Origin of the sequence: Micromonospora sp. NPDC002575 (assembly GCF_042889525.1) — a bacterium.
GTDB lineage: Bacteria > Actinomycetota > Actinomycetes > Mycobacteriales > Micromonosporaceae > Micromonospora > Micromonospora carbonacea.
Window position 1 is genome coordinate 14677 of the sequence record NZ_JBIARA010000026.1, and the last position, 26275, is coordinate 40951.

Genomic DNA, 26275 nt, shown 5'->3' on the forward strand with positions numbered 1-26275 from the left:
CACTGGACATTTCCTTCGCCATCGATGCGATCAGTTCGCGGGACTCGGCCCCGCTCAGCGCCTGTTCGGCGACCGAGCGCCAGGCTTCCTCGTAGATTTCGATCTCGTTCGGCCTGTTTAGGTAGACCGCGCCACGGCCCGTCAGATTAGATGGGTGGTCGGCTCGGGCTCCCGAACCTGCTGCGGGAAGTCGAGCATGGTGAAGGTGCCCGCCTACGACCAGCGGACCAGCCCGGCGGCCGGGCGGCAGCACCTGGACACTGACGTGGTGCTGCTGCCCGCCACCGTCAGGGCGTCGAACTGCCGGGCCATCGCCACCAGTCGCGCAGCACCGGAACCGTCGCGCATCTCGGTCGCGTTCCGTGGCGCAGAGTCGGAGACCAAGCCAAGGATCGCGCTCAGGACGGCCAGGAGCACGTTGCGTGGCTGCTTGTGCAGCCAGACCAGCAGTCCCGGTCCACCCACAGCAACCGACGCGCACCGCCAGGCCCGTCAGCGCACAACTCCGCGACACAACCGCGCTCCAGGCTGACTCAGACGGACGTCGGACCTGTGTAGAATTCAATAATGAGCGCCGATTTCGCTAGAGTTCTTCATGGCCTTATGCAGAATCGTCGACTATCGGCCAGAGCCGTCAGCCGAGCTACTGGTCGGGCCGAGTCGACCCTCAATCAACTACTTACGGGTAAGCTTCAACCAACGCGCGATATCCTTCGGGATCTCGCGCCCGTACTGCAACTAGACACAGCCGACCTGTTTGTCATTGCAGACCTTTGCGTGGATTCCGAAAATGTCGCGCGCGAGCCATACCCTGCAACTGTGGAGATAGGCCAACTCGTTGCTGCCGCCAGCTTCTTGACCCCCCCAGAGGTCACGCTATTAGTCCAATCCGCCAAAGCTCTCAGGCGCGAAACCCAAGAACATCGCGGGGGCACCCCTTAGCGCATTCCTCGGGTGGCGGTCGGATAATCTTCGTGGTAGGTCGCTTCTACCGTCAAGCGGTTGATCCAGCAGTGGGTGCCTGAAGAGTTGTGGAGCCTGACCGGCCCGTTGATCCCGCCACCGTCTCGGCGTCGGCAGGGCGGAGGGACGCCGCCGAGGATGGGCGGGTGGTGTTCGCAGCGATCGTGTACGTGCTGACCAACGGTTGTGTCTGCCGACATCTGCCGCCAGGGTTCGGGGTATCTATCGCCACCGCACATCGCCGTTCCAGGCGTGGACGGCTGCCGGGCTGCGGCGCAGGTTGAACGTCGCCGCGTTGGACCAACTCGGCGCGCAGGGACTGATTGACTAGCCCCGGGCCACCGCCGACGCCGCCTGCGTACGGGCAGCACGGGCACTCTGACCGGCCCGAGTCCCTCCGACCGCGGCAAGCCCGGCAGCAAGACCCCCTGACCTAGCACAAGCGGGATCACCGACGCATCGGTCTGGATGCGTCGGTGATCCCGCAGGCTATCTAGCCAGGAATAGTCACGCTAGCGGCTAGCTAAATTCGAATGGATCCCATTGCGCATTTCTTAGGTCGAACCCATTGCGACTCAAGGCATCACGTATTACGCCTTGAGTGGAAGCACCTGGCCGATAGTGACCTGAGAAGTTGTCGAACCGATTGATCACTCCACCCGATCCCACGTCGAACGTACCAGCCGCCAGCACACCCTTACCCCGCGAGAGGCTGGTGTGACCAGCGCCTGGCGCGATCTCCCAGATACTCTCATGGAAGGTTCGAACTGACCTATCTGGCATGACCACGAAATGGTAGTTTCCCTCCGCCAGATTCGCACCGTTCCTCGTCCATGAATTCATGGGAATCCAGTCTTGAGGACTATCATCCGCGCCATTTCGACCAGGATGCAGGAGACCGTCACCGCAGTTGTGTGCGAGGACCGGAGTGTTGCCGGCTGCCACATGGTACGTGTGGGTGTTGGCGATGGTGAGGTTGTGGACGGTTGCCCAGGTGGTGACGTGTCGTTGGATCGCGGTGATCTGGACGCGGGTGCCGGCGCTGGTCTGGAGCCACTGTCCGGCCTGGAGGTCGGTGGCGTCGACCCACTGCCGAAGCTCAGGCACCCAGAAGGGGTGTCCGTCTGTCGCAGTGATCTTGGTGGTGCCGTCGTCACCGTCCCCGTCGCTCTGGCCCTCGCTGGTGGTGATGGTGACGAGGTGCTTGGCACCGGTGCCGGTGATCGCGGCGGTGACCGTCTCGACCTCGGTCTCGCCGGTGTCGGCGTTGGTGGCGACGACCTTGTCGCCGGGTTCGATGTCCTCGATGGCCTTGGTGGTGCCGTCGGCCATCAGGACCTTGGTGCCGGGGACGAAGCTGTTGTCGAAGTTGCAGCCACCGCCGTCGGCCTTGCCGGAGCCGCCGCCTCCGCTGGAGCCACCGCTGGACCGGTTGGAGCCGCCCGAGCTGCCGCCGGGTTTGGAGCCCGTTGACTTTCCGCCGCCACCGCTTCTGGTGGTGGCTGCGGTGGAGCCCTTGGGATTGGCGCGGGCCTGAGCCTGCTTCTGGACGGGGTTACCGGTCTTCTTGGCCTGCTCGGTGGCGCGGTTGCTGACCGTGTTGACCTTGTCCTGGGCCTTCTTCTTGGCCGCTTGGGCTGCCTGCTTGGCGCGTTCGATGGCGAGTTTCTTGGCGTTGAGGGCGGCGGTCTCCGCGGCCTTGGCGGCGCGCAGGACGTTCTCGGCGGCGCGTTTGGCGTTCTGGAGGGCGCGGATGGCGCTGAAGGTGCGTTTCACCGCGCTGGCGATCTTCAGCGCGCTCCTGGCGGCCTTCCAGCCGGGGTTCAGGCTGGTGACAAGGTCGATGCAGGACCAGACGCTGCCGCCGAAGCAGCCGAGGGCGGCGTTGATGCCGAGGAAGTCCTTCAGGACGTCCCAGGCGACGGACAAGATGATCGAGGTGACCGACTTGCCCATGATGGCCTGGGCGTCGGCGACCTGGGCTGCGGACAGGCCCGCGCCAGCGAGGGCGGCGGCGGTCTCCGACGGGGTCAGGGAGATGGACAGGCCGGAGGGGTCGGTGTGGGTGGCCGGGTTGTTGTGGGCGTAGGCGTAGCCGTTGGACTGCAACGGGTCGGCGGTGTCCAGCACCGGGTCGGCGGAGAGGAACCGGCCGACGCTGGGGTCGTAGAGGCGGGCACCCAACGGGACGTACCCGGAGGGGTCGTCACGGTTGGCCCCGAGGAACCCGGCCGGGGTCTGCATGTTGGCGGCCAGGGCGGCGGTGCCGCGCTGGTTGCCGAACGGGTCCTGCTTGCGGATCCGCGTGGTCATGGTGGCGTCGAGGGTGACCTCGGCGTACGGGGTGCCCTGGTGGTCACCGACGACGGCGGCGAGGGCGGACGGGTTGGTGCCGTGGGCGTAGCGCAGCACCGACCCGCCCGGGGCCGCATAGGAGCGCTGGCTGCTCACCAGAGCGCCGCCCTGCTGGGTGGTCACCTGCGACTCGCCCAGGTGCAGGGTGGCCTGCCGGCCCTGCACGGTCAGCAGCCGTGAGCCGCCCGGCCCGTAGATGTGCCGGGTCTCGTTCTGCGCCTGCCACTGCTGCGCCGCCGCCCCGCCCGCGCACGCGGTTAGGACGATCGGGGTGCCGTCGGCGGTTGCCGCGTCGCGCACCGCGAGGCACAGCCCCGACGAGGTGTGCCGGAGCTGCCCGGTGGACAGTCGCTCCACCTGCTGGTCGGCGCCACTGTCACAGGCGCGGATCTGCGCCGCCGACCCGGCCGTCGTGCCGGTCGGCTGGACGCACCACGTGTCGTAGATGGACAGGGTGCCCAGGTTGGGGTCGGGCTGCCCGCCGGCCGGGGTGAACGCCCACTTCTGCGCCACCGTGTCGTTGCAGGCGAACAGCTGCACCGGCTGCCCGGCCGCCGCGTGGCCGGCGTTCAGGTCCAGGCACTTGCCGCCCAGGCCGACGTACGGCGTCCGGCCCTTGCTGCCCTGCCCGGTGATCCGCTCGACCTGACCGTCGTACGTCCAGGTCAGGGTCTGCTCGTCGCCGTTCTGCACCGAGGTGACCGACTTCGTCTCGCCGGTCAGCTCGTACAGCCGCTGGGCGGCGGCGGTGATCGCGGCGCCGGCCGGGGTGACGTAGTTCTTCGTGACCGTGGTGAGGGTGCGCGGCTGGCTGCCGTCGGCCCTGCCGTAGGCGTAGGTGGTGGTGGCGTCCTTGGCCGTGTCGCCGGTGAGGTCCTTCTCCACCAGCTTCGTGCGGTTGCCGAGCAGGTCGTACTCGTACTCCTGCCAGTAGCCGGAGCCGTCCGCGCCGGCCGCCACGTTGGGCACACCGCCCGTGCCCGCCGGGCCCGGTGCGCAGGATGCCTGGTCGGCGGCGGTCCATGCCCGCTTGAGCTGGCCGAGCGCGTCGTACTGGAAGCACTGCCGTTCCTGGATGCCGCCGGCCTGTTCGCGGATGGCCAGGACGTTGCCGGCGTTGTCGTACCAGTAGTGGCGGTTCGACACCAGGTTGCCGCCCACGACGCCGGTGTCGCCGGCCTTCTCGCGGTAGACCTGCTGGCTGGTCAGTGCGCCGCTGGCGTCGTCGTACGAGGCCATGGCCCAGACCCGGTGCGGCTGCGCGCCGAGCGTCGAGCGCAACACCTGACCGTACGGCGAGTAGACCGTCTCCGCGCCGTACCAGTCCTTGCCGGAGACCGACAGGGGCAGGCCGTCCTTGGTGTAGCGGACCAGCACCTTTTCGCTGGGCAGCGTCCCGACGCCGGGCAGCACCGTCGACTCCGGCATACCGGTGTCGGTGTAGGTGTAGCCGTACGTGTAGGAGGTTTGCAGCCCCCAGGTGCCGGCGACGGACGCCGGCAGCGTCAGCGTGGTCGACGTCGGCTGGTAGTCGTCGGTGTAGCCACCGATGCTCTGGGTGTACGGCAGCCCGTCGGTGTAGCGGGTGGCGGTCGCCGGCAGGCCCTTCCCGCCGGCCACCGTGTCGTAGGTGTACTCGCCGAGCAGGGCGCCGCCGCTGCCGCCGAGCCGCTGCTGGACGGGGCGGGACAGCTCGTCGTAGCCGTTCCACACCGTGACGCCCCGGGCATTGGTGCTGGTGACCTGCCGGTCCCGGTGGTCGTAGGTGAGGGTGGTGACGCCGGTGTCCGGATCGGTGGCGCTGACCGGCCGCCCCCGGTGGTCGTAGCTCCAGGTCCACTCCTTCGGGTTCTCCGAGTGGGTGGCCCGCGTCAGTTGGCCCTGCGGGTCGTACTGGTAGCGCATCGAGACGAAGGCGCTGCGGTCGCCCTTGGTGTAGGTGTCGACCCGCGCCGTGCGGCCCAGGGCGTCGGTGAACAGCCGGTACGAGGCCGCGCCCGCCGGGTTGAGCACGGTGGAGTGGTCCGCGCCGTACTCGTAGCGGGTGGACCGCAGCGGCACCTCGACCCCGTTGTGGACGGGCATCTCCTCGACGACCCGCCCGAGCCCGTCGTAGGTGTAGCGGGTGGCGTTGGGCACGGCGGTGTCGGCGGCCGGGGTGAACAGGGTGCCGCCCGGGTCGCCGTCGGCGTAGTAGGCGTTGCGGGTCTGCCCCACCTCGCCGGCCCGGTTGTAGAGGGTGTCGGTGATCAGCCGTCCGCCGCCGACCGCCTCCTGCTGGCTCTGCCGTTCCCGGCCCAGGCCGTCGTAGATGGTGACCGCGGTCTCCACCCGGTTCTCGTGGCTGCGGGCCTTCGTGGTCACGTACGAGGGCTTGCCGGCCTGGATGGTGTACTCGGCCCGGAAGTCGGGGATCGCGCCGGCCGACGGGGTACGGCCGGCGGCCCACGCCTCGACGAGGCGGCCCAGGGCGTCGAACTTCGACTCGCTGACCCGGTCGTTGAGGTCGGTGCTGCGCACCACGACCCCGCGGCCGGGGTCGAACTCCTGGATCTGCCGGTGGTTGAGGGAGTTCTTCTCCTCGACCTGGAAGGGCTGGCCGGTGGTCGGGGTGTAGGTGGTCGTGGAGGTCTTCAGGTCGGGGTCGGTGCGCGAGACGACCCGGCCGAGGGCGTCGAAGCCGACGGTGCCGTCGGACTGGAAGCCGGAGCCGTCGCCCTTGAGCGACCAGGTCTGGGTGACCAGGGCGCGGGCGTCCGCCGCCAGGGCGGCGCCGTACGCCGCGCCGTCGTAGGCGATGCGGCTGGCGGAACTCAGCGACGCCAGGTTCGTCCAGGTGGCGGCGGCGCAGGTGGTGGGGCTGGTCAGCATCTGCTGGGTCAGGCCGACCAGGTTCCGGTCGGTCCGGTGCAGGTAGGTGAGCTGGGTGCACGTCTCGTCGCCGGTCTTACCGGTGTCGCCGAGCGACTCGATCTGCGTCGGCAGGCCGTGCGTGGCGTCGTAGCTGGTCTTCGTCTCGACCTTCCGCGTGGTGCGGGTGTCGTCGCCGGTGCCGGAGGAGCGGCTGTGCGCGACCACCCGGGGTTCGGTGACCCGCCAGGCGCGCAGCGGGCTGAGCCCGTCGTCCCGGTTGCGCCGGCCGAGTTCCTCGGCCTGTGGGTAGGTGACGCTGCGGGTGAGCCAGTCGCCGGTGGCGGCGTCGGCGGTGGGATAGGTGAGTTCCTCGGCGATACGGCCGGCGAACGGCTCACGGTCCTTGGCGATCTCCTGGCCGGCGGTGTCCTCGACGGACACGTCGTCGCCCATGCCCCGGAAGTAGCGGGTGACGGACTTGGTCGCCACGCTGCCGTCGCCGTGGTCCGCGTCGGTCTCGCCGGTGCGGACGGTGACCTGCGCGAAGCCGGCGAACTGCGAGTACGTCCGGGCCGACTTCTTGGTGAACTCCTGCTCGGCGAGCTTCCATCCGGGGTCGGCGTAGCTGTACCGGGTGCGGGTGCTGACCGCGGGGCCGTCGATGGCGGGGAGTTCCTCGACGCTGTCCACCACGTACTTGTGGAACCAGTCGATCTCCTCGGCGCTGGGGTCGGGGTGCCAGAAGGACGGGTAGCAGAGCCGGTTGTTGTTCTTCAGCGCGGTGGTGTCCGTCTTGCCGGGCAGTCCGGTGCCGGTGGCGCAGTCGCCCGTCGGCTGCTTGTAGCTGACGACGGTTTCGCCGCCGTACTCGTTGATGATGCGGGCGATGCGCAGCCGGGAGAACCCGGGGCGGTTGTCGTTGCGTACCCGGTTGGGCATGTCCTCGGGGTTGGCCTCGAAGCGCACCGGGTTCAGGGTGATCTTGTCGGTGCCGCCGGTGGGCTCGTACCCGGTGCGGGTGATGGACTCCAGCCACAGGGCGGTGTTCGGGCCGGTGCGGGTGGTGGGGAACGCCTGCGTGAGCTGGTACTCGTCGACCACCTGGCGGGCGGTGCTGCCGGGCTGCCGCTGCGCCGAGGTGGTGATCTTGTCGAGCCGCTTGCGGGTGAAGAAGGACGGGGAGGCGTTCCAGCACTTCTTGTCGTCGCCGCAGCGCAGGTCGGCCGGGGTGTCGTACCAGATCCGGTACTTGGCCGGGTCGCTGCTGGTGAAGTTGGACTCGGTGCAGGTGACGGTGCCCTCGGCGAAGCACCGTTCCGCCACGGTGAAGGTGATCTGGGCGGCCGGGGCGGCGGAGAAGATGGTGTTGGCGCGCTGCCCGTAGTCGATCCGGGTGAGATAGCCGCCCCGGTCGTACGGGACGGGGGACTTGAAGTTGAAGTTGCGGGCGTAGTGGTTGGTCTCCTTGGCCCACCACAGGCTCATCGCGTTGCCGTGGACGTCCTCGACGTAGTCCAGGGACCAGCGCCAGGCCTGGGTGCAGACCGATCCTGCCCAGTTGCCCGCCTGGTAGCAGTCCTCGCCCGCGTGGTTGCCGTAGACCGGGACGGTCAGCACCGAGTTGGTGACCGGGTCCCCGGTGGACCAGCCAGGGAGGCGGTGCATCCCGAAGTGGTGGCGGGTGCCGTCGCGGGTGGTGACGATCCAGTACTCACCGTCGGCGTCACCGTTCGCCTTGCCGGTGTCCTCGACCAGCTCCACCCGGGAGCCGTCGCCGTTGGCGGTGAGCCAGGTCTCCTCGTCCGCGTCCCAGACCAGTTCGGTGGTCATGCCGCCGAGGGAGAGGGTCGCGTTGGCGGAGCCCCAGCAGAGGTCGCCGGTGCGGTGCGTGGCGTTGTTCGCGCCGGGCTTCTTCGAGTCCTGGGTGCAGTTGGCGTAGCTGCGGGTGATGGATCCGGCGCTGTAGTCCCAGCCGTCGCCGATCCAGGATGCCTGGTTGTTGGTGGCCGAGGTCCGGCCGTCGACCGACTGCGAGGAGTAGCCCAGGTTCACCCGGGGCATCAGGCCACCGGGAGCCTCCGGCACCTGCACCTGGTAGCCGTAGGTGAACGCGCCGGAGGAGGCGCCGGCCGCCCAGGAGCCGGAGGAGAGCAGCGGGGTGGCGGTGAAGTCGCCGCCGGCCGAGGCCCCGGTGTCGAGCACGCCGACGACCCCGGCACCGGCGGTGCTCGCCGCGCTGCGCGCGCTGGCGGAACCGGTCGGGCCGGCGAGCAGCGACCCGATCGAGACGCTGCCGTTGACGATCCGGCGGGTGCCGTCGTCGGTCGCCGTCGGCGTCTCGTCGGCCGGCACCAGCTCCGTCTCGCTGGACACGGCAGCCCCGGCGTCCGGGCCGGGCGCCTGGTAGGGGGCGAACGACGGGGGCGGCGGGGCGCCCGTGTCGGGGGCGCAGTCCCCGCCGTCCGGGTCGTCGTAGACGCAGCTGGGCAGCAGCACCAGGCCGAACCGGTCGGCGGCCTGCGGGCCGTAAAGGTCGGCGAAGGGCGTGTAGTCGACGCTGAGGGCGACCTCCGCGTCCGGGTCGGCGGTCGCCGGCGGGGTGATCTTCATGATGAGGCCGGGGGCCCCGACGGCCTGGGACGCCTCCGGGCCGGAGAGGTCGACCTTCCAGGTGCCGGCCAGGTCGGCCGGGTCGCCGCCATCGGGCACGCCGAGGGCGACCGGCAGGTCCTCCACCGGCAGCGGACTGCCGGGGGTGGCGGCCGTCAGGTCCACCTCGCCGCTGTCCTGCTGCCACGGGGTGACCGCCTGCGGCTCGTACGGGTCCACCGGAACCTCGTCGGCGGTGGTCAGCTCCGTCTCGGCGTCCGAGTCGTGGTCGACGTGCTTGATGGTGGGGATGTCGGGCAGCTCGACCGGCATCCCGGTGCGGCTCATCCCGGCGCCCGGCACCGCCCACGCCTGCGCGGGGGCGAGCGCCACCAGCAGGTTCACCGAGAGCGCCAGCGCCAGGGCCCGACGGGTGGGCGACCAGCGCCGGCGGCCCGCGACCGGTCGGGCGGGTCGGCCGGGACGCCGTCGGGACAGCAATCCGGTAGCAGGCATACGTCGGCTCCCACCCAGGCGCGAAGACGGAAGAGATCGCGGTACGACCGCGATGGCACGGCACGCGCCGGGCGTGGCACGCCCGAGCACTGTGGATCAACTCGCGCTCTTACTCAAGGTGACTGGATGTGATCAGAGCGACATATTTGTGATCCTGGTCACCGCCAATTTCCTCCCGAGAGCCACCGAGTCAATGGATTCGCTTTTGACGGATCAATCGGCAGATGACGGGCAAGTGCGGCCGATGAATGCCGCATAGGTCAACTCTCGGTCGCAGCTTCCGACGACAGCGAGTGCAAGATCACGAATTGATAACGGAAGAAAGTGTGACGAGCCGGCGACTGGTTGTGCGATCGTGTGCCCGCGCTTGCTGCCCCGTGGCCCTCCGCCGGACGGGATCGCTCGTCGTTGCCGCCGCCCTGTCCGCCCGGCCCCCACGGGAGTAGACCGCCGTGACCGTGCCTCGCCTGCTCAGTCCCTTCGTGCGTACGCGCACCCGGCAGCTCTGCACCCTGGGCTTCCTGCTGGTCGCGCTCCTCGTGGCCGGGCTGCCGTACTGGCTGCGCGCCGACGACAGCCGACCCTCCCGACCGCAGCGGGCCACCGAGGCCGCGCCGGTGGACACCGTCGGCCGGGACTACGCAGCCGCGATGGCCGAGGCCCGGCGCACCGGTCAGGAGGTGCCGGTCGACACCGCGACCACCGCCACCTCGCTGACCTGGGCGCGCCCCGACAGCAAGCTCCGCACCACCTTCCACGCGGTGCCCCGGCGCGCGAAGACCGCCTCCGGGCAGTGGGCCCCGATCGACACCACCCTCACCCGCGCCGGCGACACCCCCACCGGACTGGACGTCACGCCGGCCAACCCGCCGGCACCGGTCCGCTTCTCGGCCGGCAGCCCATCGGCGGCGAAGCAGGGCGGGCAGTCGAGCGGCACCACCCAGTCCCTTCGGCTCGCCCCGGCCGCCCAGCCCGAGACTCCTGCCGAGACCGCCCTCGCCGAGGTGCAGATCGACGGCCATACGATCACGTACCTGTGGCCCGGCCCCCTGCCGGAACCGGTGCTGGACGGGCCCCGCGCGCTCTACCCCGAGGTGCGGCCCGGCGTCGACCTGCTCGTCGTCGCCCGCGAAGAGGGCGGGTTCGGGCAGCTGCTGATCGTCAAGAACCGGAACGCCGCCACCCTCGACGCCGTCGACACCCTGACCTACGGGCTGCGGTCCGCGACGGCCGTCTTCCGTCACCAGCAACCCACCAACGGGGTGCAGATCCTCGACCCGGCCAGCGGTGCGGAGATCGGCTCCATCCCCAGCCCGTTCGCCTGGGACTCCGCCGGCCGGGAACCCACCTCTCCCGAGACGCCGCTGCGCACGGCGGTGGCCACCAGCGCCGACGTGCTGCAACTCTCCGGCCTCAGCGGCGCTGAGCCCGGCTCCCGTCAGGGACCGATGCCCACCCGACTCGACGGCGAGGACACCGGCGAGGCCCGGCTACACCTGGACGCCGCCGCCACCGGGCTGCTCTCCGACCCCGACGCGCTCTTCCCACTCTTCCTCGACCCGACCCTCAAGACGGGACTGCAGTCCTGGGCCACCGTCTACAAGCAGAGCCCGAACACCAACACCTACCACAGCACCAACTTCAACAGCGGCACCTCCGACGCCCGGGTCGGCTACGACAAGGACACCCCGCTGACGACGCGTTCCTTCTGGCGGATGGGCTTCGACAGCAAGATCAAGGGAACGGTGGTCAGCGAGGCCGGTTTCCGGGTGCTGAACAACCACTCCTGGTCCTGCACGGCGCGGGAGATGCAGCTCTGGCTCACCGGCGCCATCTCGTCCAGTAGCACCTGGCAGAAGCAGCCCGCATGGGAATCCCTGCAACAGAAGCGGTCCTTCGCCCACGGCTACGGCAGCGACTGCGACGACGAGTACGTGCGGTTCGACGTGCTGGGCGCGGCCCAGGAGGCCGCCACCAAGGGCTGGGGAAGCATCACCCTCGGCATGCGCGCCACGAGCGAGTCCGACACGCTGACCTGGCGCAAGTTCAAGGCCAACACGGCCGAGCTGGAGGTCGTCCACAATCGTCCCCCGGGCGAGCCGACGGACGGCAGGACCTCACCCGGCGGCGGTTGCGTGCCCGGCCCCGGCGGCGGCGCCACCATCGCCCGGACCACGATCTCCCTGTCGGCAAAGGCCATCGACCCGGACGGCAACCTCAAGGGACTGCGGTTCCGCTTCTGGCGCACCGGCACCACGGTGCCCGCTGGCACCCTCGTCACCGACACGCAAGCCGAGGGTTCCTACAGGAAGGCCAGCTGGACGGTCCCCGTCAGCAGCCTTGACGACGGGGTCACCTACTCCTGGGACGTCCGCGCCGAGGACCACTCGAACGCCTCGTCCTCGTACTATCCGCCGGGCACCGAACCGTGCCGCTTCACCATTGACGCCTCCGCGCCGCCGGCGCCCGACGTGGCCAGCAACGTGTGGCTGGAGGCCACCCCGGACGGCGCCACCTGGTCCACGGTCAAGTTCGGGCAGACCGGTCCGATCGAGTTCAGCGCGGCCGGCGCCGCACAGTTCACCTACTCGTTCGAGAGCATCAACCCTCTCACGATCCCGGCCAGCGGAGGCAAGGCCACCGTGGCCGGTCTGGCTCCCCGGCACTCCGGCCCGAACACCCTGCACGTGTACGCCCTCGACGCGGTCGGCAACCGCAGCGTCCGCACCGACTACACCTTCTACGTGCCGCCGAGTGAGGCTGCCGACAAACCCGGCGACGTCACCGGCGACGACCTGCCCGACCTGCTCCTCGTCGACGCCACGGGCAACCTGCGCACCTACGCGGGCGACGAGGGCGGCGAGTTGTACTCGTGGCTCGCCGCCTCCTACACCACCGGCAACGAACTGAACCCGCCGGGACACTGGTGGGACGCGGGCACCGCCAAGGCGGCCCTGATCGCCAAGTACGACGACACCTACCCGGGCGACGGCGTCACCGACCTGTTCGCCCGCACCCCCGACGGCCGGTTCTGGCTCTACCCCGGCGACGGGTACGGCAGTTTCGACGTCAACCGTCGGCTGCGGGTCCTGCTGCCGCCCGGCGTACCGGATCCGAATACCTGGACCCAGATCAAGGCCGTCGGTGACGTCACCGGCGACCAACGACCGGACCTGGTGGTGCGGGCCGGGACGGCGTTCTGGATGCTCGGTGGCTACACCGGGGCGAGCTTCCAGGAGGCGACCCTGATGGAGGGGTCCGCCTGGGCTCGCCGGGACATCGTCAACGTGGCGGACGTCGACGTCGACGGCACCCCCGACCTGCTCTGGCGCAACCTGGACAACGGCAACATGTACGTCCGCCACGGCCTGCCCGGGACGGCAGCGGGCAGCGTCGACCTGCACTCGCTCAAGCAGGCCGCCAACTCGCGTGACGGCGACGTCTCCTACGGCACCGGCTGGACGGAGGCGGCGATGAGCGCGGTGATCGCGATCCCGGACGTCAGCGGCGACCAGGTGCCCGACCTCTGGGTCCGGTACGGCTCCGACGGTCAGATCCGGGTCTACCACCCCTCCGCCACGAGTGTCGGGTCCCCGGTGAAGGTCGTGCTGGGCTCGGACTGGAGCACGATGAAGTCCTTCGGCTGATCCACCCCACGACAGCCAGCAGCCTCCGCAAGCAGAACCAGCCAACACGGTGAAGACAGCCGCTGGGGAGCTGAGTCACTCACGACATCACCCCCACCCCGCAGTCCCCCCGCGCCCCGGCGGCCCCGCCCCGCCCCGCCCCGGCGCGGTGATCAAGAAGTTTGCGTCATCGTCGAGATCATCCCTGACACATTTCTCTTGATCACCGAGGAGGCTGGGGTGGGTGGCCCAGGAGGCAGGTGGGTGGGGTGGGTGGGTGGGGCGGCTCGGGCGGTCTGCGGATGTTCGGCAGCGCAGTCGTCCGGGAAGCAGTCGTCCGGGTTGCGTCAGGGGTCAGCGGCGGAAGAGGCCGGTGATCTCGTACGTGATGCCGTCGGAGCCGGTGACCGACCCGCTCACGCCCCGCTGGGACGAGAAGTAGAGGCGGCTGCCGTCCGGGGAGAACGCCGGGCCGGTCAACTCCGAGCCCGACTGCCCGAGCAGGCGCAGGAACGGGGTGACCACGCCGGCCGGTGTGATCATGTTGATCTCCATGTTGCCGCCGTCCTCGGCCACGTACAGGTCCCCGGAGCGGGTGCCGGTGATGTTGTCGACGCCGGTCAGCGGGGCCGCCCCGGCGGGCACCAGCGAGTCGTCGTACGCCAGGTCGAGGCGTTGGCTGGCGGCGTCGTACGCCCAGACCCGGTTGTCGCCCTTGGTGGTGAACCAGCAGGTGGCCCGGTCGTACCAGCAGCCCTCGCCGCCGTCGAAGTGCTGCGCCGCGCCGACCTGGCGGCGGGTGGGCACGGGGAGGCCGTCGCGGTCGGGCACGTCGGCCCAGGTGACCGGGCCGGTCACCTGACCGGCCGGCGCGCAGAGCACCTGGAGCCGGCCGGTGCGCAGGTCGCTCCAGGTGTCGGGGACGAACCGGTAGAAGCAGCCGTCCTCCTCGTCCTCGGTGAGATAGACGACGCGCCGGTCGGGGTCGCAGGCGGCGGCCTCGTGGGTGAACCGGCCCATCCGGGTGCGTTCCTCGGCGGCGCGGCTGCCGTCGGGCCAGGTTTCCATGACCCGGCCGAGCGGGGCCTCCTCGCAGGAGAGCCAGGTGCCCCACGGGGTGGCCCCGCCGGCGCAGTTGAGGTTGGTCCCGCCGAGGATCCGGTACGCCGAGGCGATGCTGCCGTCGGCGCGGAACCGCACGGCCGACGCGCCGCCGGCGAGCGGGATCTCGGAGTTGGAGACGTAGATCCAGCCGTCGGGGGCGGGGAAGCACGCGCCGCCGTCGGGGGCCCAGTGCCACAGGTAGGAGGTGCCGGCGACCCGCTGCCCGGAGCGGGCGACCACCCGGCTGGTGAAGCCGGCGGGCAGTTGGAGGCCGTTGCCGTCGGCGGCGAGCAGGTCCCCGTACGGGCCGGGGCCGGGCTGGGCGGGCGCGGCGAGGGCGGCCGAGGCCCAGAGGCTGCCGCAGAAGGCGGCGGCCCCGCCGGCGACGGTGGCGCGCAGGATGGTACGGCGGTCCATCGGTTACCTCCCGGTAGGGTCGATGCCTTACCGACGGTAGAGCCGGCGAGGCATCGACACCAATGACTACCTAGTGAACGCGGGGTGACGGCTCTCCGGCCCGACGGGCCCGGCTCGGCCGCCAGACCGAACTCGCCGCGCTGTTCGCCCAGCTCCGCGGGGCATCCGGCGACGGCCCCGCCGACCGGGAACGGCAAGGGCCTCCCGGCCGGGTCCGCGCGGCACTAGGCTGCCCGAGCATGAGCGAGCACAGCGGCACGACCGCGACGAGCAAGGCGAGTGAACTGCCGGCCCGCGCCGACGTGGTGGTCGTCGGCTCCGGGCACAACGGGCTGGTCTCGGCGATCCTGCTGGCCCGCGCCGGCCTCGACGTGCTGGTGCTGGAGGCGGCCGGGGTGATCGGCGGGGCCACCCGCACCGAGAACCCGTTCCCGAAGGTGCCCGGGCTGCGCCACTCCACCGGGTCGTACCTGCTCGGCCTGATGCCGCCGGAGCTGCTGGCCACGCTCGACGTGCGCATCCCCGTGCTGCGCCGCGACCCGCACTACTTCCTGCCCACCCCGGGCGGCCCCGGGTCGCCGTACCTGCTGATGGGCAGCGACACGGCCGCCACCCGGCGGCAGCTCGCGGAGTTCTTCTCCCCCGCCGACGTGGCCGCCGACGACGCGATGCAGGCCGAGCTGGCCCAGCTCCGCGACGACCTCGCCCCCGCCTGGCTGGCCGAGCCGCTGCCGGTCGAGGAGATCGCGCAACGGCACGTCCGGCCCGCCCTGCGGCAGGTCTTCGTCGACCTCGTGCGCGGCTCCGTCGCCGACTACCTGGCCCGCTTCGACTTCCGCTCCGAGCTGCTGGTCAGCATGTACGCGGTCACCGACGGGCTGTCCGGGCTCAACGCCGGCCCCGACGACCCCGGCACCGGCCACAACTTCCTCGTGCACAATATGTGCAGATTGCCCGGTTCCGACGGCACCTGGATGATCGCCGAGGGCGGGATGGGCACCGTCTCCCGCACCTTCGCCGACGCCGCCCGCGCCGCCGGGGCGCGCATCCTGACCAACGCCCCGGTCGCCGCGATCACCCTCGACGGCGGCACGGCCGGCGGCGTGACCCTCGCCGACGGCCGGCACGTGGCCGCGCGGGTGGTGCTCGGGGCCTGCGACCCGTACCGGCTGATGGACCTGCTGCCCGACGGCGCGCTCCCGGCGGAGCTGGGCGCGCGGATGGCGGCCGTCCGCCGCCCCGGCACCACCCTCAAGGTCAACCTGGCGCTGACCGGGCTGCCCCGCTTCTCCTGCCTGCCCGCCGGCGCGCCCAGCCCGTTCGGCTCCACCATCCACCTGCTGCCCGGCTCGGCGTCGCTGGTCGGCGGCGGGGGCGAACCGCCGATGGCGGCGCTGCGCGCGATGTGGGCCGACGTCCAGGCCGGGCGGCTGCCCGCCGAGCCCACCATCGAGTGGTACCTGCACACCACCGTCGACCCGTCGCTGTCCGACGCCGAAGGGCACCACTCGTCGGCGCTGTTCGTGCAGTCGGTGCCCTACGCCCTCGCCGACGGCACCTGGGACGCGGCCCTGCCCGGCTACGTCGACCGGCTGGTCGGCATCTGCGAGCGGTACGCGCCCGGCACCGGCGACCTGATCGCCGACGCCGTGCCGCTGCCCCCGCCCGGCATCGAGGCGCACTTCGGCATCACGGGCGGGCACATCCACCACGTCGACAACACGGTCTCCTTCACCGACCGGATGCCGTACGCCACCGGCGTCGACGGCGTGTACGCCGGCAGCGCCGGCTGCCACCCGGCGGGCAGCGTCATCGGGGCGGCCGGCCACAACGCGGCCCGCCGCATCCTCGCCGACTGGGGGTGAGCCCCGCCCACCGCCCGGCCGGGGCGATCTCTTCCGACGAGGGCTGGGGGGCGGCCCGCCACGAAACGCGCCGGGGTCAGGGGGCCGGCGTGGACGCGTCCGCGCGGTGCGCCCGGACCTTGTGCCCGACGCTGGTCAGGCAGCGCCCGCTGGGCAGGTCGAACTTCCAGCCGTGCAACTGGCAGGTGAGCTGGTCGCCCTCGACGATGCCGAACCGGGTGAGGTCCGCCTTCAGGTGCGGGCAGCGGCGCTGCACCACCCAGTCGCCGAGGGTGATGTCCTCGGCGTCGCTGGTGCGCTCGTGCTCGTCGTACCAGCCCTCGGCGTACTGGAGGCGCTCGGTCGACAGGCACTTGAAGAAGGCGTACACGAACTCGTTGTACTGGCCGATCCGGGCCGCCGAGAACCGGCAGGACAGGAACAGCGAGTTGACCCAGTCCACCTCGCCGATGTGCAGCAGGTGCTCCACGAGGGCCCGCTCGGTGCGGAACCGGTAGCGGACCTTCTCGTCGGCGTACGGCCGCACCTCCTTGCCCGGGAAGTCCACCACGATCGACTCGACGGACTCCCCGTCGTAGCCGACCAGGTCGAAGCGGACCGGGCCGCCGACGCCCTTGGCCAGGTAGATCGACTCCTCCAGCAGCGGCTCGATGCGGCGCTTCATCCCGGTCAGCACGTCGACCTCGGGGTGCCGCCAGGACGCCTTCTCCGCCTCGATCACGCCGCGCTTGCGCTCCCGCATCTCCTCCAGGTGGGCGGCCTTGTTCGCGAAGAACTCCTCGACCGGCTGCGGGTGGGTGGTGGTCGCCCCGGAGGTGGTCACCTCGGCGACGCTGCCCGGCAGCAGCACGATGCCGTTGGCGCCGCCGACCTTCGCGTACTCGGTGAGGAAGACCGACTGGTCGGGGAAGATGTTGCCCTCGTCGCCGTGGATGTCGTTGAACTGCCACAGCTCGTCGTCGAGGAAGCACGGCGGGCCGGCGATCGGGAAGACGTGGTCGGCCTTCAGGTCGGCGATGTAGCGCCAGGTGCGGTCGAACTGCCGCTCCCGCTTCTGCTTGCCGAACGCGGTCTTCGCCGACTGCGGCAGCTCGTAGACCATCGGATACCAGATCGCCCCGGAGAACTGGAGCAGGTGCGCGTGCACGTGGCCCAGCTCGGCGAAGACGCTCAGGTCGGTCGGGCGGGCGTCGTTCTGGTTGAGCAGCCGCACCCCGTCGTGCTCCACCCAGAGGGAGGAGTCGCCGATCGGGCCGTCGGTCGGGCTGGTGAGCGCCTGGATCATGATCCGCAGGCCGCCGTCGAGCTCCACGACCTGCTCGTTCGGGGCCCGCAGGAACTTCGTGAAGCCGAGCGCCCGCAGCTCGTCCTCCATCTCCGAGGTGGGGAACTCGGGCAGCAGGACGGTGGCGTCCTTGGACACGAAGTCGCGCAGGTGCGCGGCGTCGAAGTGGTCCCGGTGCAGGTGCGACACGTACAGGTAGTCGACGTCGCCGAGGGTCTCCCAGTCGAGCTGGGAGTTGTCGGGGAACGGGAACCACGAGGCGAAGTAGGCGGGATTGACCCACGGGTCGCACAGGATGCTGCCCGCGGCCGTGTCGATCCGCATGCTGGCGTGTCCCGTACCGGTCACTCGCACCGCAGTCCCCCTCAAAAAGACAATCAAGGTGTACGTCCCGACGCTACCGGAGGCAGTCTGGTCGCCGGCCCGCGACGCCGGTAGTGTCCTCCGGCCCGGGTCCTGCGGCCTCCGGCCGGTCCACGGGAAACCGACGGCGGGCACCGGACGGCGGGGCGGGTGGCCGGCCGGTGGGCGGCCGACGGGTGGGCGGGCCGGCGGGTGGGCGGGTGGGCGGGAAACCCCCACCGCACGAGGTCAGCCGCGGGGCGTGCCAGACTAACCGGAGATCCGATCGCGAGGGAAGGACCGACAGTGGCAGGAAGCGAGCCGGTGACGTCGCCAGATCAGCACAAGCCGGGGCACCGCAAGGCCGGGCGGATCGGCGCGGTGGTCTCCGCGCTGGCGATGCTGGCCATGCTGTGCGGCAACCACGAGGGCAGGGTCGAGGACATCTGGCTGGTCGGCCTGGCCGTGCTGCTGCTGGCCGTCGTCGTCGGCGACACGGTGCTGCGCCGCAACGGCCTGCGGTCCTGACCCGACCCCGACCGACAACGCGCGAAGGGCCCGCCCCGTCGGGGGCGGGCCCTTCGTCGTGTACGCGCGCCCGGCGGGCGCGGGCAGGCTCGCCCGCGCCCGCCGGGTGGTCAGCGGCCGAAGAGGATGTCCTGAACGTCCTTGAGCGCGGCGTCGACCTCGGCCTCGAAGTAGCCGCCGGGGACCAGGCCGAAGCGCAGGGTGTCCAGGTCCTTCGGGTTGACCGGCATCGGGCCCCGGCCGGCCATGCCGCCGAGGATGCCCTCGAAGAGCCGGTCGACCTGGTCCGGGTCGTACCCGCTGCCGAACCGGCGCACCTGGAAGCTGCGGCGGATCTGGTCCACCCGGTGCAGGTCGCTGCCCGGCGGACCGGCCATCGGCGGGCCGCCGGCCGGGGGGCCGCCGACGGGCGGGCCACCCACCGGGGGGCCGCCCACGGGCGGGCCGGCCATCGGCGGCGGGCCCCCGATCGGCTGCGGCGGCATGGGCGGCAGCGGCCCGGCGGGGCCACGACCGCGCAGCTCGCGAAGGTCCCGCTCGGGCATCCGGATCTCGGCGGTCATGTCGGCCCGCCCGTGCCGGCCGGCCTCGAAGCCGTCGAAGCGCTGCTCGTCGGGGCCGTAGCCGCCGGGGCCCGGGGGCAGGCCCCGGGGCGGCGGGCCGCCGTGCCCCATGCCGGGGCCGGGGCCCATCGGGCCGCCCGGACCCATCGGGCCGGCACCCGGGCCGCCCGGGCCGCGCGGTGCGTCGTACCCGCCGCGCGGCGCGTCGTACCCGCCGGGGAAACCACCGGTCGGCTCGTCGTAACCGCCGGGGAAGCCGCCGGTCGGCTCGTCGTAGCGGCCGTAGCGGTCGCCGGGCGGGCCGGCCTGCGCCGGCATCGACCGGGGCGGCATGGGCTGCGGCATCGGCCCCGGGCCCCGATCGTCACGCATCGTGAGGGGCCCACGGTCGTCGCGCATCAGGCCGGGGCCCCGGTCGTCGCGCATCGGGCCGGGCCCACGGTCGTCGCGCATCGGCGGGCCCATCCGGTCCGGCGGGCCCATCCGGTCGGGCATCCGGGGGTCGACGCCGCGACCGGGCGAGCCGCCGCGCTCCTCCAACTCGGCCAGTTGCCGCTCGACGCGGTCGAGGTGCAGGTCGACCTGCCACTCGTCGTAGCCGTTGAAGCGGACCCGGAAGACGACGTCGTGGACCTCCTGGGAGGCCACGGGCGCGCCGACGGGCCGGCCGTCGAGCGTCGCCTCGACCCGGTCCAGGAAGGCGTCCACCTCGTCGACCTTGTAACCCCGGCGGAGCGCCTTGCGCCGGAAACGCTGACCCTGACTCGCCACTATGTCTCCTGGTCTCGTTCGGTACGCCCCGTCACGCCGTTGCCTCCTGCGGCGTCTCGGTGTCCCTGTCCCCGGTGGCGGCGAGCTGCCCGCACGCGCCGTCGATCTCGCGGCCCCGGGTGTCCCGCACCGTCGTCGACACCCCGGCGGCGCGCAGCCGCCGGACGAACTCCCGCTCGACGGGCTTCGGGCTCGCGTCCCACCGGCTGCCCGGGGTCGGGTTGAGCGGAATGAGGTTGACGTGGGTCAACCTGCCGGCCAGCAGCTTGCCGAGGAGGTCGGCCCGCCACGGCTGGTCGTTCACGTTTTTGATCATCGCGTACTCGATCGACACCCGACGCCCCGTGCGGGCCGCGTAGTCCCACGCCGTGTCCAGCACCTCGGCGACCTTCCACCGCTGGTTGACCGGCACGAGTTCGTCGCGCAGCTCATCATCGGGCGCGTGCAGGGACAACGCAAGGGTCACCGACAGGTCTTCGCTGGCCAGGCGGCGGATCGCCGGGACCAGGCCGACCGTGGAGACGGTGATGTGCCGCTGGGACAGGCCGAGCCCCTCGGGGGCGGGGGCGACCAGCCGGCGGATCGCCGCGACCACACGCGAGTAGTTGGCCAGCGGCTCGCCCATGCCCATGAACACGACGTGGGACAGCCGGGGCGGTGAACCGGCGACCGCGCCGGAGGCGGCCACCCCGGCCAGGTAGACCGCCTGGTCGACGATCTCGGCCGTCGACAGGTTGCGGGTCAGCCCGGCCTGGCCGGTGGCGCAGAACGGGCAGGCCATGCCGCAGCCCGCCTGGCTGGAGATGCAGACGGTCACGCGGTCCGGGTATCCCATCAGCACGCTCTCCACCAGCGAGCCGTCGTGCAGCCGCCAGAGCGCCTTGCGGGTGGCGCCGTCGTCGCAGGCGAGCTCGCGGACCGGGGTGAGCAGGGTGGGCAGCAGCTCCCCGGCCAGCCTGTCCCGGGTGGCCGCGGGCAGGTCGGTCATCGACGCGGGGTCGCGGACCAGGCGGCCGAAGTAGTGGGTGGACATCTGCTTCGCGCGGAACGCCGGCTCACCCAGCTCGGCGACCAACGCCTGCCGGGCCGGCAGGTCGAGGTCGGCGAGGTGACGGGGCGGCATGGCCGCGCGGCGTGCGGCGGGGGCGTCCGGGCTGACGGGGATCAGGGGAAGGCTCGTCATGACCCGTCCAGTCTCCCACGCCGTTCGCCCGACGCACCTGGCCGGAGGTGCCGAATCGGACCCGACCACGCGGCCGGAACGGGCTGACCGGCGTGATTCATGCCTCAGCCCACCACCGGGACGAAAACCGCCAGCAACAGGTACGCGGTGGGCACCGCGAACAGGATCGAGTCGAGGCGGTCCATCAGGCCGCCGTGGCCGGGCAGCAGGTTGCTCATGTCCTTCACGCCGAGATCCCGCTTGATCATGGACTCGGCCAGGTCGCCGAGGACCGCCGCGCAGGACACGGCCACGCCGAACAGGGCGCCCCACCAGGGGGCCACGTCGAACAGCAGCCAGATCAGCAGGGCGCTGCCCGCCGCCGCCGCGGTGACCGAGCCGGCGAAGCCCTCCCAGGACTTCTTCGGGCTGATCGAGGGGGCCATCGGGTGCTTGCCGAAGTTGGCCCCGGCGGCGTACCCGCCCGTGTCGGAGAGCACCACCGCGACCAGGGTGACCAGCACGCGCAGGTGCCCGTCGCCGGGCGCGGCGGCGAGCATCGCCGCGAACCCGCCGAGGAACGGCACGTACACCGCGATGAGGGTGGCCGCCGTCAGGTCGCGCTGGTAGTCGCCCGGCCCGTCGCCCAGCCGCCAGATCATCGTGCCCAGCACGGTGACCAGCAGGCCGAGGCAGAGCGCGTCGGGGCCGGCGAACCAGGCCAGCCCGACCGTGAGCACGCCACCGGCGATCAGCGGCACCAGCGGCGGGCGGGCCCCGCTGCGGCGGACCGCCCGGGCCATCTCCCAGGTGCCGATCGCGATCGCGGCGGCGAGCACGAGGAGGAAGGCGGGCAGGTAGAAGAAGAGCGGCACCAGGACGGCCGCGCCGAGGCCGACGCCCACCCCGATCGCCGCCGGCAGGTTGCGGCCGGCGCGGCCGGACGGGGCCTGCTGGGTGGGCGGTCGCTCCGCGCTCGCCCGCCGCCGGCCGGGCCCGCGTCGGCCCCGGGGCGGCTCCGGCTCGGCGACGCCGCCGGTCGGATCGTCCAGCGGATACGCCGGCCGGGTCGGCTCGTCGGGCAGGTACGGCCCGCTCTGCGGCCGGTCGGGGAAGGGCCCGTCGGGGCGCTCGGGGGCGAACCGGCCGCCCGGCCCGGGGTCGCCGTGCCAACCCGGCGGGTCGACGGGGTCACCGGGTCGCGGCGGCTCGTCGGGCACCGGGCGGGCGCCGTACGGGTCGGTGGCGTCCGCGTCGAACGGCTGCGGCCGGCCCGCCGGGCGGCGCGTCTCGGGCCGGCCGCCGGGGGCGGCGGGGGCGTACGCGTCGGTGGTGACGCTGCGGGCCCACTGCCCCGGCTCCAGCTCACGGTCGGGCCAGGGAAGCGCCGTCGGGGCGTCCGGCCGGTCCCAGTTGCGGGGCTCGGGGCTGCGGTAGGGGTCGAGGTGGGACATCACGCACCGAGCGGACGCGGTACGGGGTTCACCACATGACGTACGAGCAAGACCATCCCCTACGACGACTGTTCCGTCCGATTGACCGGCGCGACGGCCGGGCGATCCCGCCCGTTCACCGCGTGGTGGCCGGAATCGTGCCGAGCCTACTGCACGGGTCGCCCCGGCAGGGTGGACGAGCCCTCCGTGCCGCCCCCTGCGGCGCGCCCCGGGTTCGCCCGGTTTCGCCCCGTGACGACGGAGGCACCGGCGCCGCCGCCCGACGACGGCGGCACACCGGTGCCACGACAGGTCACGCGCCGGCCCACGGGGGCCGGTAGGGGCTCAGACCTCGAGCAGCTCGCTCTCCTTGTGCTTGACCAGCTCGTCGACGGTGGCCACGAACTTCTGGGTCAGGTCGTCGAGGTCCTTCTCGGCGCGGCGGCCCTCGTCCTCGCCGACCTCGCCGTCCTTGACCAGCCGGTCCAGCTCCTCCTTGCCCTTGCGGCGGATGTTGCGCACCGCCACCTTGGCCTCCTCGCCCTTGTGCCGGGCCACCTTGATCATCTCGCGGCGGCGCTCCTCGGTCATCTGCGGGAGCAGGATGCGCAGCTGGTTGCCCTCGTTGTTCGGGTTCACGCCGAGGTCCGAGTCGCGGATCGCCCGCTCCATCGCGCCGATCTGCGAGTTGTCGTACGGCTTGATGATGACCATGCGCGGCTCGGGGACCCCGATGGACGCCATCTGGGGCAGCGGCGTGGGCGTGCCGTAGTAGTCGATGATGACCTTGGAGAACATGGCGGCGTTGGCGCGACCGGTGCGGATGGCGCCGAACTCCTCCTTGGCGTGCTCGATGGCCCGTTCCATCTTCTCCTCGGCCTCGAGGAGGGTGTCGTCGATCACCGGTCTCCTCGCCTCCTTCTTTGTGCTCGTCGTGGGCTGTGCTGTGGTGTCGCGGGGCCGTCTCGTGCGGCCCACGGCCGCTCAGGCGGTGATCAGGGTGCCGATCTTGTCGCCACCCACCGCACGGATGATCGTGTCGTCGCCCTGCGCGCCGAAGACCAGCATCGGCAGGCCGTTCTCCATGCAGAGGCTGAACGCGGCCGCGTCGGCGACCCGCAGGTTGCGGCGGAGCACCTCGGAGAAGGTGATCGAGTCGAGCTTGCTGGCGGTCGGGTCGATCCGGGGGTCGGCGGTGTAGACGCCGTCCACGCCGTTCTTGCTCATCAGCACCACGTCGGCGCGGATCTCCAGCGCCCGCTGGGCGGCCACCGTGTCGGTGGAGAAGTACGGCATGCCCGCGCCGGCGCCGAAGATGACCACCCGGCCCTTCTCCAGGTGCCGGATCGCGCGCAGCGGGATGTAGGGCTCGGCGACCTGGGCCATCGTGATGGCGCTCTGCACCCGGGTCTCGATGCCCTCCTTCTCCAGGAAGTCCTGTAGGGCCAGGCAGTTCATCACGGTGCCCAGCATGCCCATGTAGTCGGCGCGGGCCCGGTCCATGCCCCGCTTCTGCAACTCCGCGCCACGGAAGAAGTTGCCGCCGCCGACCACCACGGAGACCTGCACGCCGCGGCGGACCACGGTGGCGATCTGCCGGGCGATGGCCTGGACGACGTCGGGGTCGACGCCGATCGCGCCGCCGCCGAAGACCTCGCCGGACAGCTTCAGCACCACCCGACGGGCCCGGCCGGGCGGTGGGGCGGTCGGATCATCCGCCGCCAGGCTCCGGTCACTCACAACCTGCGTCATCCGCCCCGCCCTTCCCCGGCCGCACCCCACGTGCGCCGGTTACCGCGTACCTGCCGTCGCTGACCCTACGCCGCCCGTCCGGCCGCGCGGGCCAGGCATGGGACGAGGAGGCCGCGGTGCCTGTCACGTACACCAGCGGCCTCCTCGTCGATGTTCCCTGCCCGCGGGCGCGCGTAACGCGCCCGACCGGCGGCTCAGGCCTGGCCGACCTCGAACCGCAGGAAACGGGTCACCTCGATGCCGGCCTCGGCCAGCACCTGCTTCACGGTCTTCTTGTTGTCGGCGACCGACGGCTGCTCGATCAGGACGTAGTCCTTGAAGAAGGCGTTGACCCGACCCTCGACGATCTTCGGCAGCGCCGCCTCGGGCTTGTTCTCCTCGCGGGCGGTCTGCTCGGCGATGCGCCGCTCGGACTCGACGACGTCGGCCGGCACCTCGTCACGGGTGAGGTACTTCGGCCGCATCGCGGCGATCTGCATGGCGACGCCACGCGCGTCGGCGTCCCCGGCCTCGTCGGCCTTGCCGGCGTACTCCACCAGCACGCCGACCGCCGGCGGCAGGTCCTGGCTCTTGCGGTGCAGGTAGACCGCGACGGTGCCGTCCAGCTTGGCGAAGCGGTTGAGCACCAGCTTCTCGCCGATCTTGGCGGACTGCTCCTGGATCAGGTCGGCGACCGGCTTGCCGTCGATGCTGCTGGCGAGCAGCTCCTCGGCGGAGGTCGCGCCACTGGCCTCGCCGTGCTCGACGAGCTGCTGGGCCAGCGCGATGAAGGCGTCGTTCTTGGCGACGAAGTCGGTCTCGCAGTTGAGCTCCAGCAGCGCCTTGCCCGAGTGGGCGACCAGGCCGTTGGCGGCCGTGCGGCCGGCCCGCTTGCCGACGTCCTTCGCGCCCTTGACGCGCAGGATCTCGATGGCCTTGTCGAAGTCGCCCTCGGCCTCGGTCAGCGCCTTCTTGGAGTCCATCATGCCGGCGCCGGTGAGGTCGCGGAGCTTCTTGACGTCCGCGGCGGTGAAGTTGGACATGACTCTCTCTTCGGTGTTGGGACTCGGTGGGTTGGTCTGGGGGCGGGTGGATCGAGCCGGGGCCGGTCACCCGGATCCGGGCCGGGCGTGCCCGGCGTGCCCGCCGCGCCCCGCCGCCCGGGGAACCGGACGGCGGGCGCGCGGCGGCGCGGTCACTCCGCGGCGGCGGCCGCCGGCTGCTCGGCGGGGGCCTGCGCCGGCTGCTCGTCGGCCTTCTTCGGCTCCTCGAGCAGCTCGCGCTCCCACTCGGCCAGCGGCTCGTCGGCGCCGACCTGGCCCGGCTCCGGCTTCTCGTCGCCACCCCGGCGACGGCCCGAGCGGGCGATCAGGCCGTCGGCGACGGCGGCGGCCACGACCCGGGTCAGCAGCTCGGCCGAGCGGATCGCGTCGTCGTTGCCCGGGATCGGGAAGTCGACCTCGTCGGGGTCGCAGTTGGTGTCGAGCACCGCGATCACCGGGATGCCCAGCTTGCGGGCCTCGTCGACGGCGATGTGCTCCTTCTTGGTGTCGACCACCCAGATCGCCGCCGGGAGCTTCTGCATGTCCCGCAGGCCACCCAGGGTGCGGGTGAGCTTGATCTTCTCGCGGGAGAGCTGGAGCGTCTCCTTCTTGGTGTAACCGGCGGCGGTGCCGCTCAGGTCACCCAGCGCCTCCAGCTCCTTCATCCGCTGGAGCCGCTTGTACACCGTCTGGAAGTTGGTCAGCATGCCGCCGAGCCAGCGGTGGTTGACGTACGGCTGGCCGACCCGGGTCGCCTGCTCGGCGATGGCCTCCTGGGCCTGCTTCTTGGTGCCGACGAAGAGGATGCTGCCGCCCTCGGCCACCGTGTTGCGCACGAAGTCGTACGCCTTCTCGATGTAGTCGAGGGTCTGGCGCAGGTCGATGATGTAGATACCGTTGCGCTCGGTGAAGATGAAGCGCTTCATCTTCGGGTTCCAGCGCCGGGTCTGGTGCCCGAAGTGGACACCGCTCTCCAGCAGCTGACGCATGGTCACGACGGCCATGGTGGGGTACTCCTTGTGATCCCTGGTTGCGTCGCCCGGCCGGCGGCCGGGCGTCCTGGCGCCCGGTCGCCGGCCGTGGTGGGCCCGACGAGGATCGGGACCAGGGAGGCCGCCGCCCCACGGGA

14 protein-coding genes and 2 pseudogenes are annotated in these 26275 nt (G+C 71.6%); 4 read left to right on the forward strand and 12 right to left on the reverse strand.

Annotated elements, in window-relative coordinates; genetic code table 11:
- Positions 1–85: 85 nt before the first annotated feature.
- Together ACFYWL_RS27960 and ACFYWL_RS27965 are read right to left on the reverse strand one after the other, a co-directional pair.
- Positions 86–253 (reverse strand): annotated as a pseudogene (locus ACFYWL_RS27960) (hypothetical protein); the annotation flags it as partial.
- Entirely contained in the window at positions 214–348 is a 135-nt protein-coding gene (locus ACFYWL_RS27965; RefSeq protein WP_386978785.1) for a hypothetical protein, read from the reverse strand. The pseudogene ACFYWL_RS27960 and the gene ACFYWL_RS27965, both read right to left, overlap by 40 nt.
- Positions 349–567: 219 nt before the next feature.
- Between ACFYWL_RS27965 and ACFYWL_RS27970 the strand changes: the two genes are divergently transcribed.
- Positions 568–942, forward strand: a complete 375-nt coding sequence (locus tag ACFYWL_RS27970) for a helix-turn-helix domain-containing protein (RefSeq protein ID WP_386978652.1) — start codon at positions 568–570, stop codon at positions 940–942.
- 540 nt (positions 943–1482) lie between these two features.
- Here ACFYWL_RS27970 and ACFYWL_RS27975 read toward each other — a convergent pair.
- The gene (locus ACFYWL_RS27975; protein WP_386978655.1) at positions 1483–9276 is read right to left on the reverse strand and encodes a ricin-type beta-trefoil lectin domain protein; all 7794 of its coding nucleotides are present in this window, start codon (positions 9274–9276) and stop codon (positions 1483–1485) included.
- A gap of 1448 nt (positions 9277–10724) precedes the next feature.
- Between ACFYWL_RS27975 and ACFYWL_RS27980 the strand changes: the two are divergent.
- Positions 10725–11330 (forward strand): annotated as a pseudogene (locus ACFYWL_RS27980) (DNRLRE domain-containing protein); the annotation flags it as partial.
- Between the two features lie 1926 nt (positions 11331–13256).
- Here ACFYWL_RS27980 and ACFYWL_RS27985 read toward each other — a convergent pair.
- Entirely contained in the window at positions 13257–14423 is a 1167-nt protein-coding gene (locus ACFYWL_RS27985) for an alkaline phosphatase PhoX (RefSeq protein WP_386978658.1), read from the reverse strand.
- 239 nt (positions 14424–14662) lie between these two features.
- Here ACFYWL_RS27985 and ACFYWL_RS27990 point away from each other — a divergent pair, with 239 nt between their 5' ends.
- Positions 14663–16288 (forward strand): phytoene desaturase family protein, encoded by a 1626-nt coding sequence (locus ACFYWL_RS27990; protein ID WP_386978661.1) that lies wholly within the window; start codon positions 14663–14665, stop codon positions 16286–16288.
- A 76-nt stretch (positions 16289–16364) separates the two neighbouring features.
- Here the strand turns inward: ACFYWL_RS27990 and ACFYWL_RS27995 are convergent, their stop codons facing one another.
- Positions 16365–17927, reverse strand: coding sequence for a Rieske 2Fe-2S domain-containing protein (locus tag ACFYWL_RS27995; protein ID WP_386978665.1), 1563 nt, complete (start codon positions 17925–17927; stop codon positions 16365–16367).
- Positions 17928–18221: 294 nt separating this feature from the next.
- On the opposite strand from ACFYWL_RS27995, the gene ACFYWL_RS28000 reads away from it, so the two are divergent.
- On the forward strand, positions 18222–18443 hold the full coding sequence (locus tag ACFYWL_RS28000) for a DUF2631 domain-containing protein (RefSeq protein ID WP_386978668.1): 222 nt from the start codon (positions 18222–18224) through the stop codon (positions 18441–18443).
- A gap of 110 nt (positions 18444–18553) precedes the next feature.
- Here the strand turns inward: ACFYWL_RS28000 and ACFYWL_RS28005 are convergent, their stop codons facing one another.
- The 7 genes from ACFYWL_RS28005 to rpsB all read right to left on the reverse strand — a co-directional run bounded on the left by ACFYWL_RS28005 (position 18554) and on the right by rpsB (position 26150).
- A complete protein-coding gene (locus ACFYWL_RS28005; RefSeq protein WP_386978671.1) occupies positions 18554–19777 on the reverse strand; it encodes a DivIVA domain-containing protein in 1224 nt (407 codons plus the stop codon).
- Between the two features lie 31 nt (positions 19778–19808).
- Positions 19809–20960: a 23S rRNA (adenine(2503)-C(2))-methyltransferase RlmN gene (rlmN, locus tag ACFYWL_RS28010; RefSeq protein ID WP_386978674.1), complete on the reverse strand. Its 1152-nt coding sequence runs from the start codon at positions 20958–20960 to the stop codon at positions 19809–19811.
- A gap of 104 nt (positions 20961–21064) precedes the next feature.
- On the reverse strand, positions 21065–22393 hold the full coding sequence (locus tag ACFYWL_RS28015) for a phosphatidate cytidylyltransferase (RefSeq protein ID WP_386978776.1): 1329 nt from the start codon (positions 22391–22393) through the stop codon (positions 21065–21067).
- Positions 22394–22717: 324 nt separating this feature from the next.
- Positions 22718–23275, reverse strand: a complete 558-nt coding sequence (gene frr, locus ACFYWL_RS28020; protein ID WP_043962359.1) for a ribosome recycling factor — start codon at positions 23273–23275, stop codon at positions 22718–22720.
- A gap of 81 nt (positions 23276–23356) precedes the next feature.
- Positions 23357–24124 (reverse strand): UMP kinase, encoded by a 768-nt coding sequence (gene pyrH / locus ACFYWL_RS28025; RefSeq protein ID WP_043962358.1) that lies wholly within the window; start codon positions 24122–24124, stop codon positions 23357–23359.
- A 194-nt stretch (positions 24125–24318) separates the two neighbouring features.
- Positions 24319–25146 (reverse strand): translation elongation factor Ts, encoded by an 828-nt coding sequence (gene tsf / locus ACFYWL_RS28030; protein ID WP_386978679.1) that lies wholly within the window; start codon positions 25144–25146, stop codon positions 24319–24321.
- Positions 25147–25298: 152 nt separating this feature from the next.
- Complete coding sequence (gene rpsB, locus ACFYWL_RS28035) at positions 25299–26150, reverse strand: 30S ribosomal protein S2 (RefSeq protein WP_386978682.1); 852 nt, start codon at positions 26148–26150, stop codon at positions 25299–25301.
- Between the last annotated feature and the right edge of the window lie 125 nt (positions 26151–26275).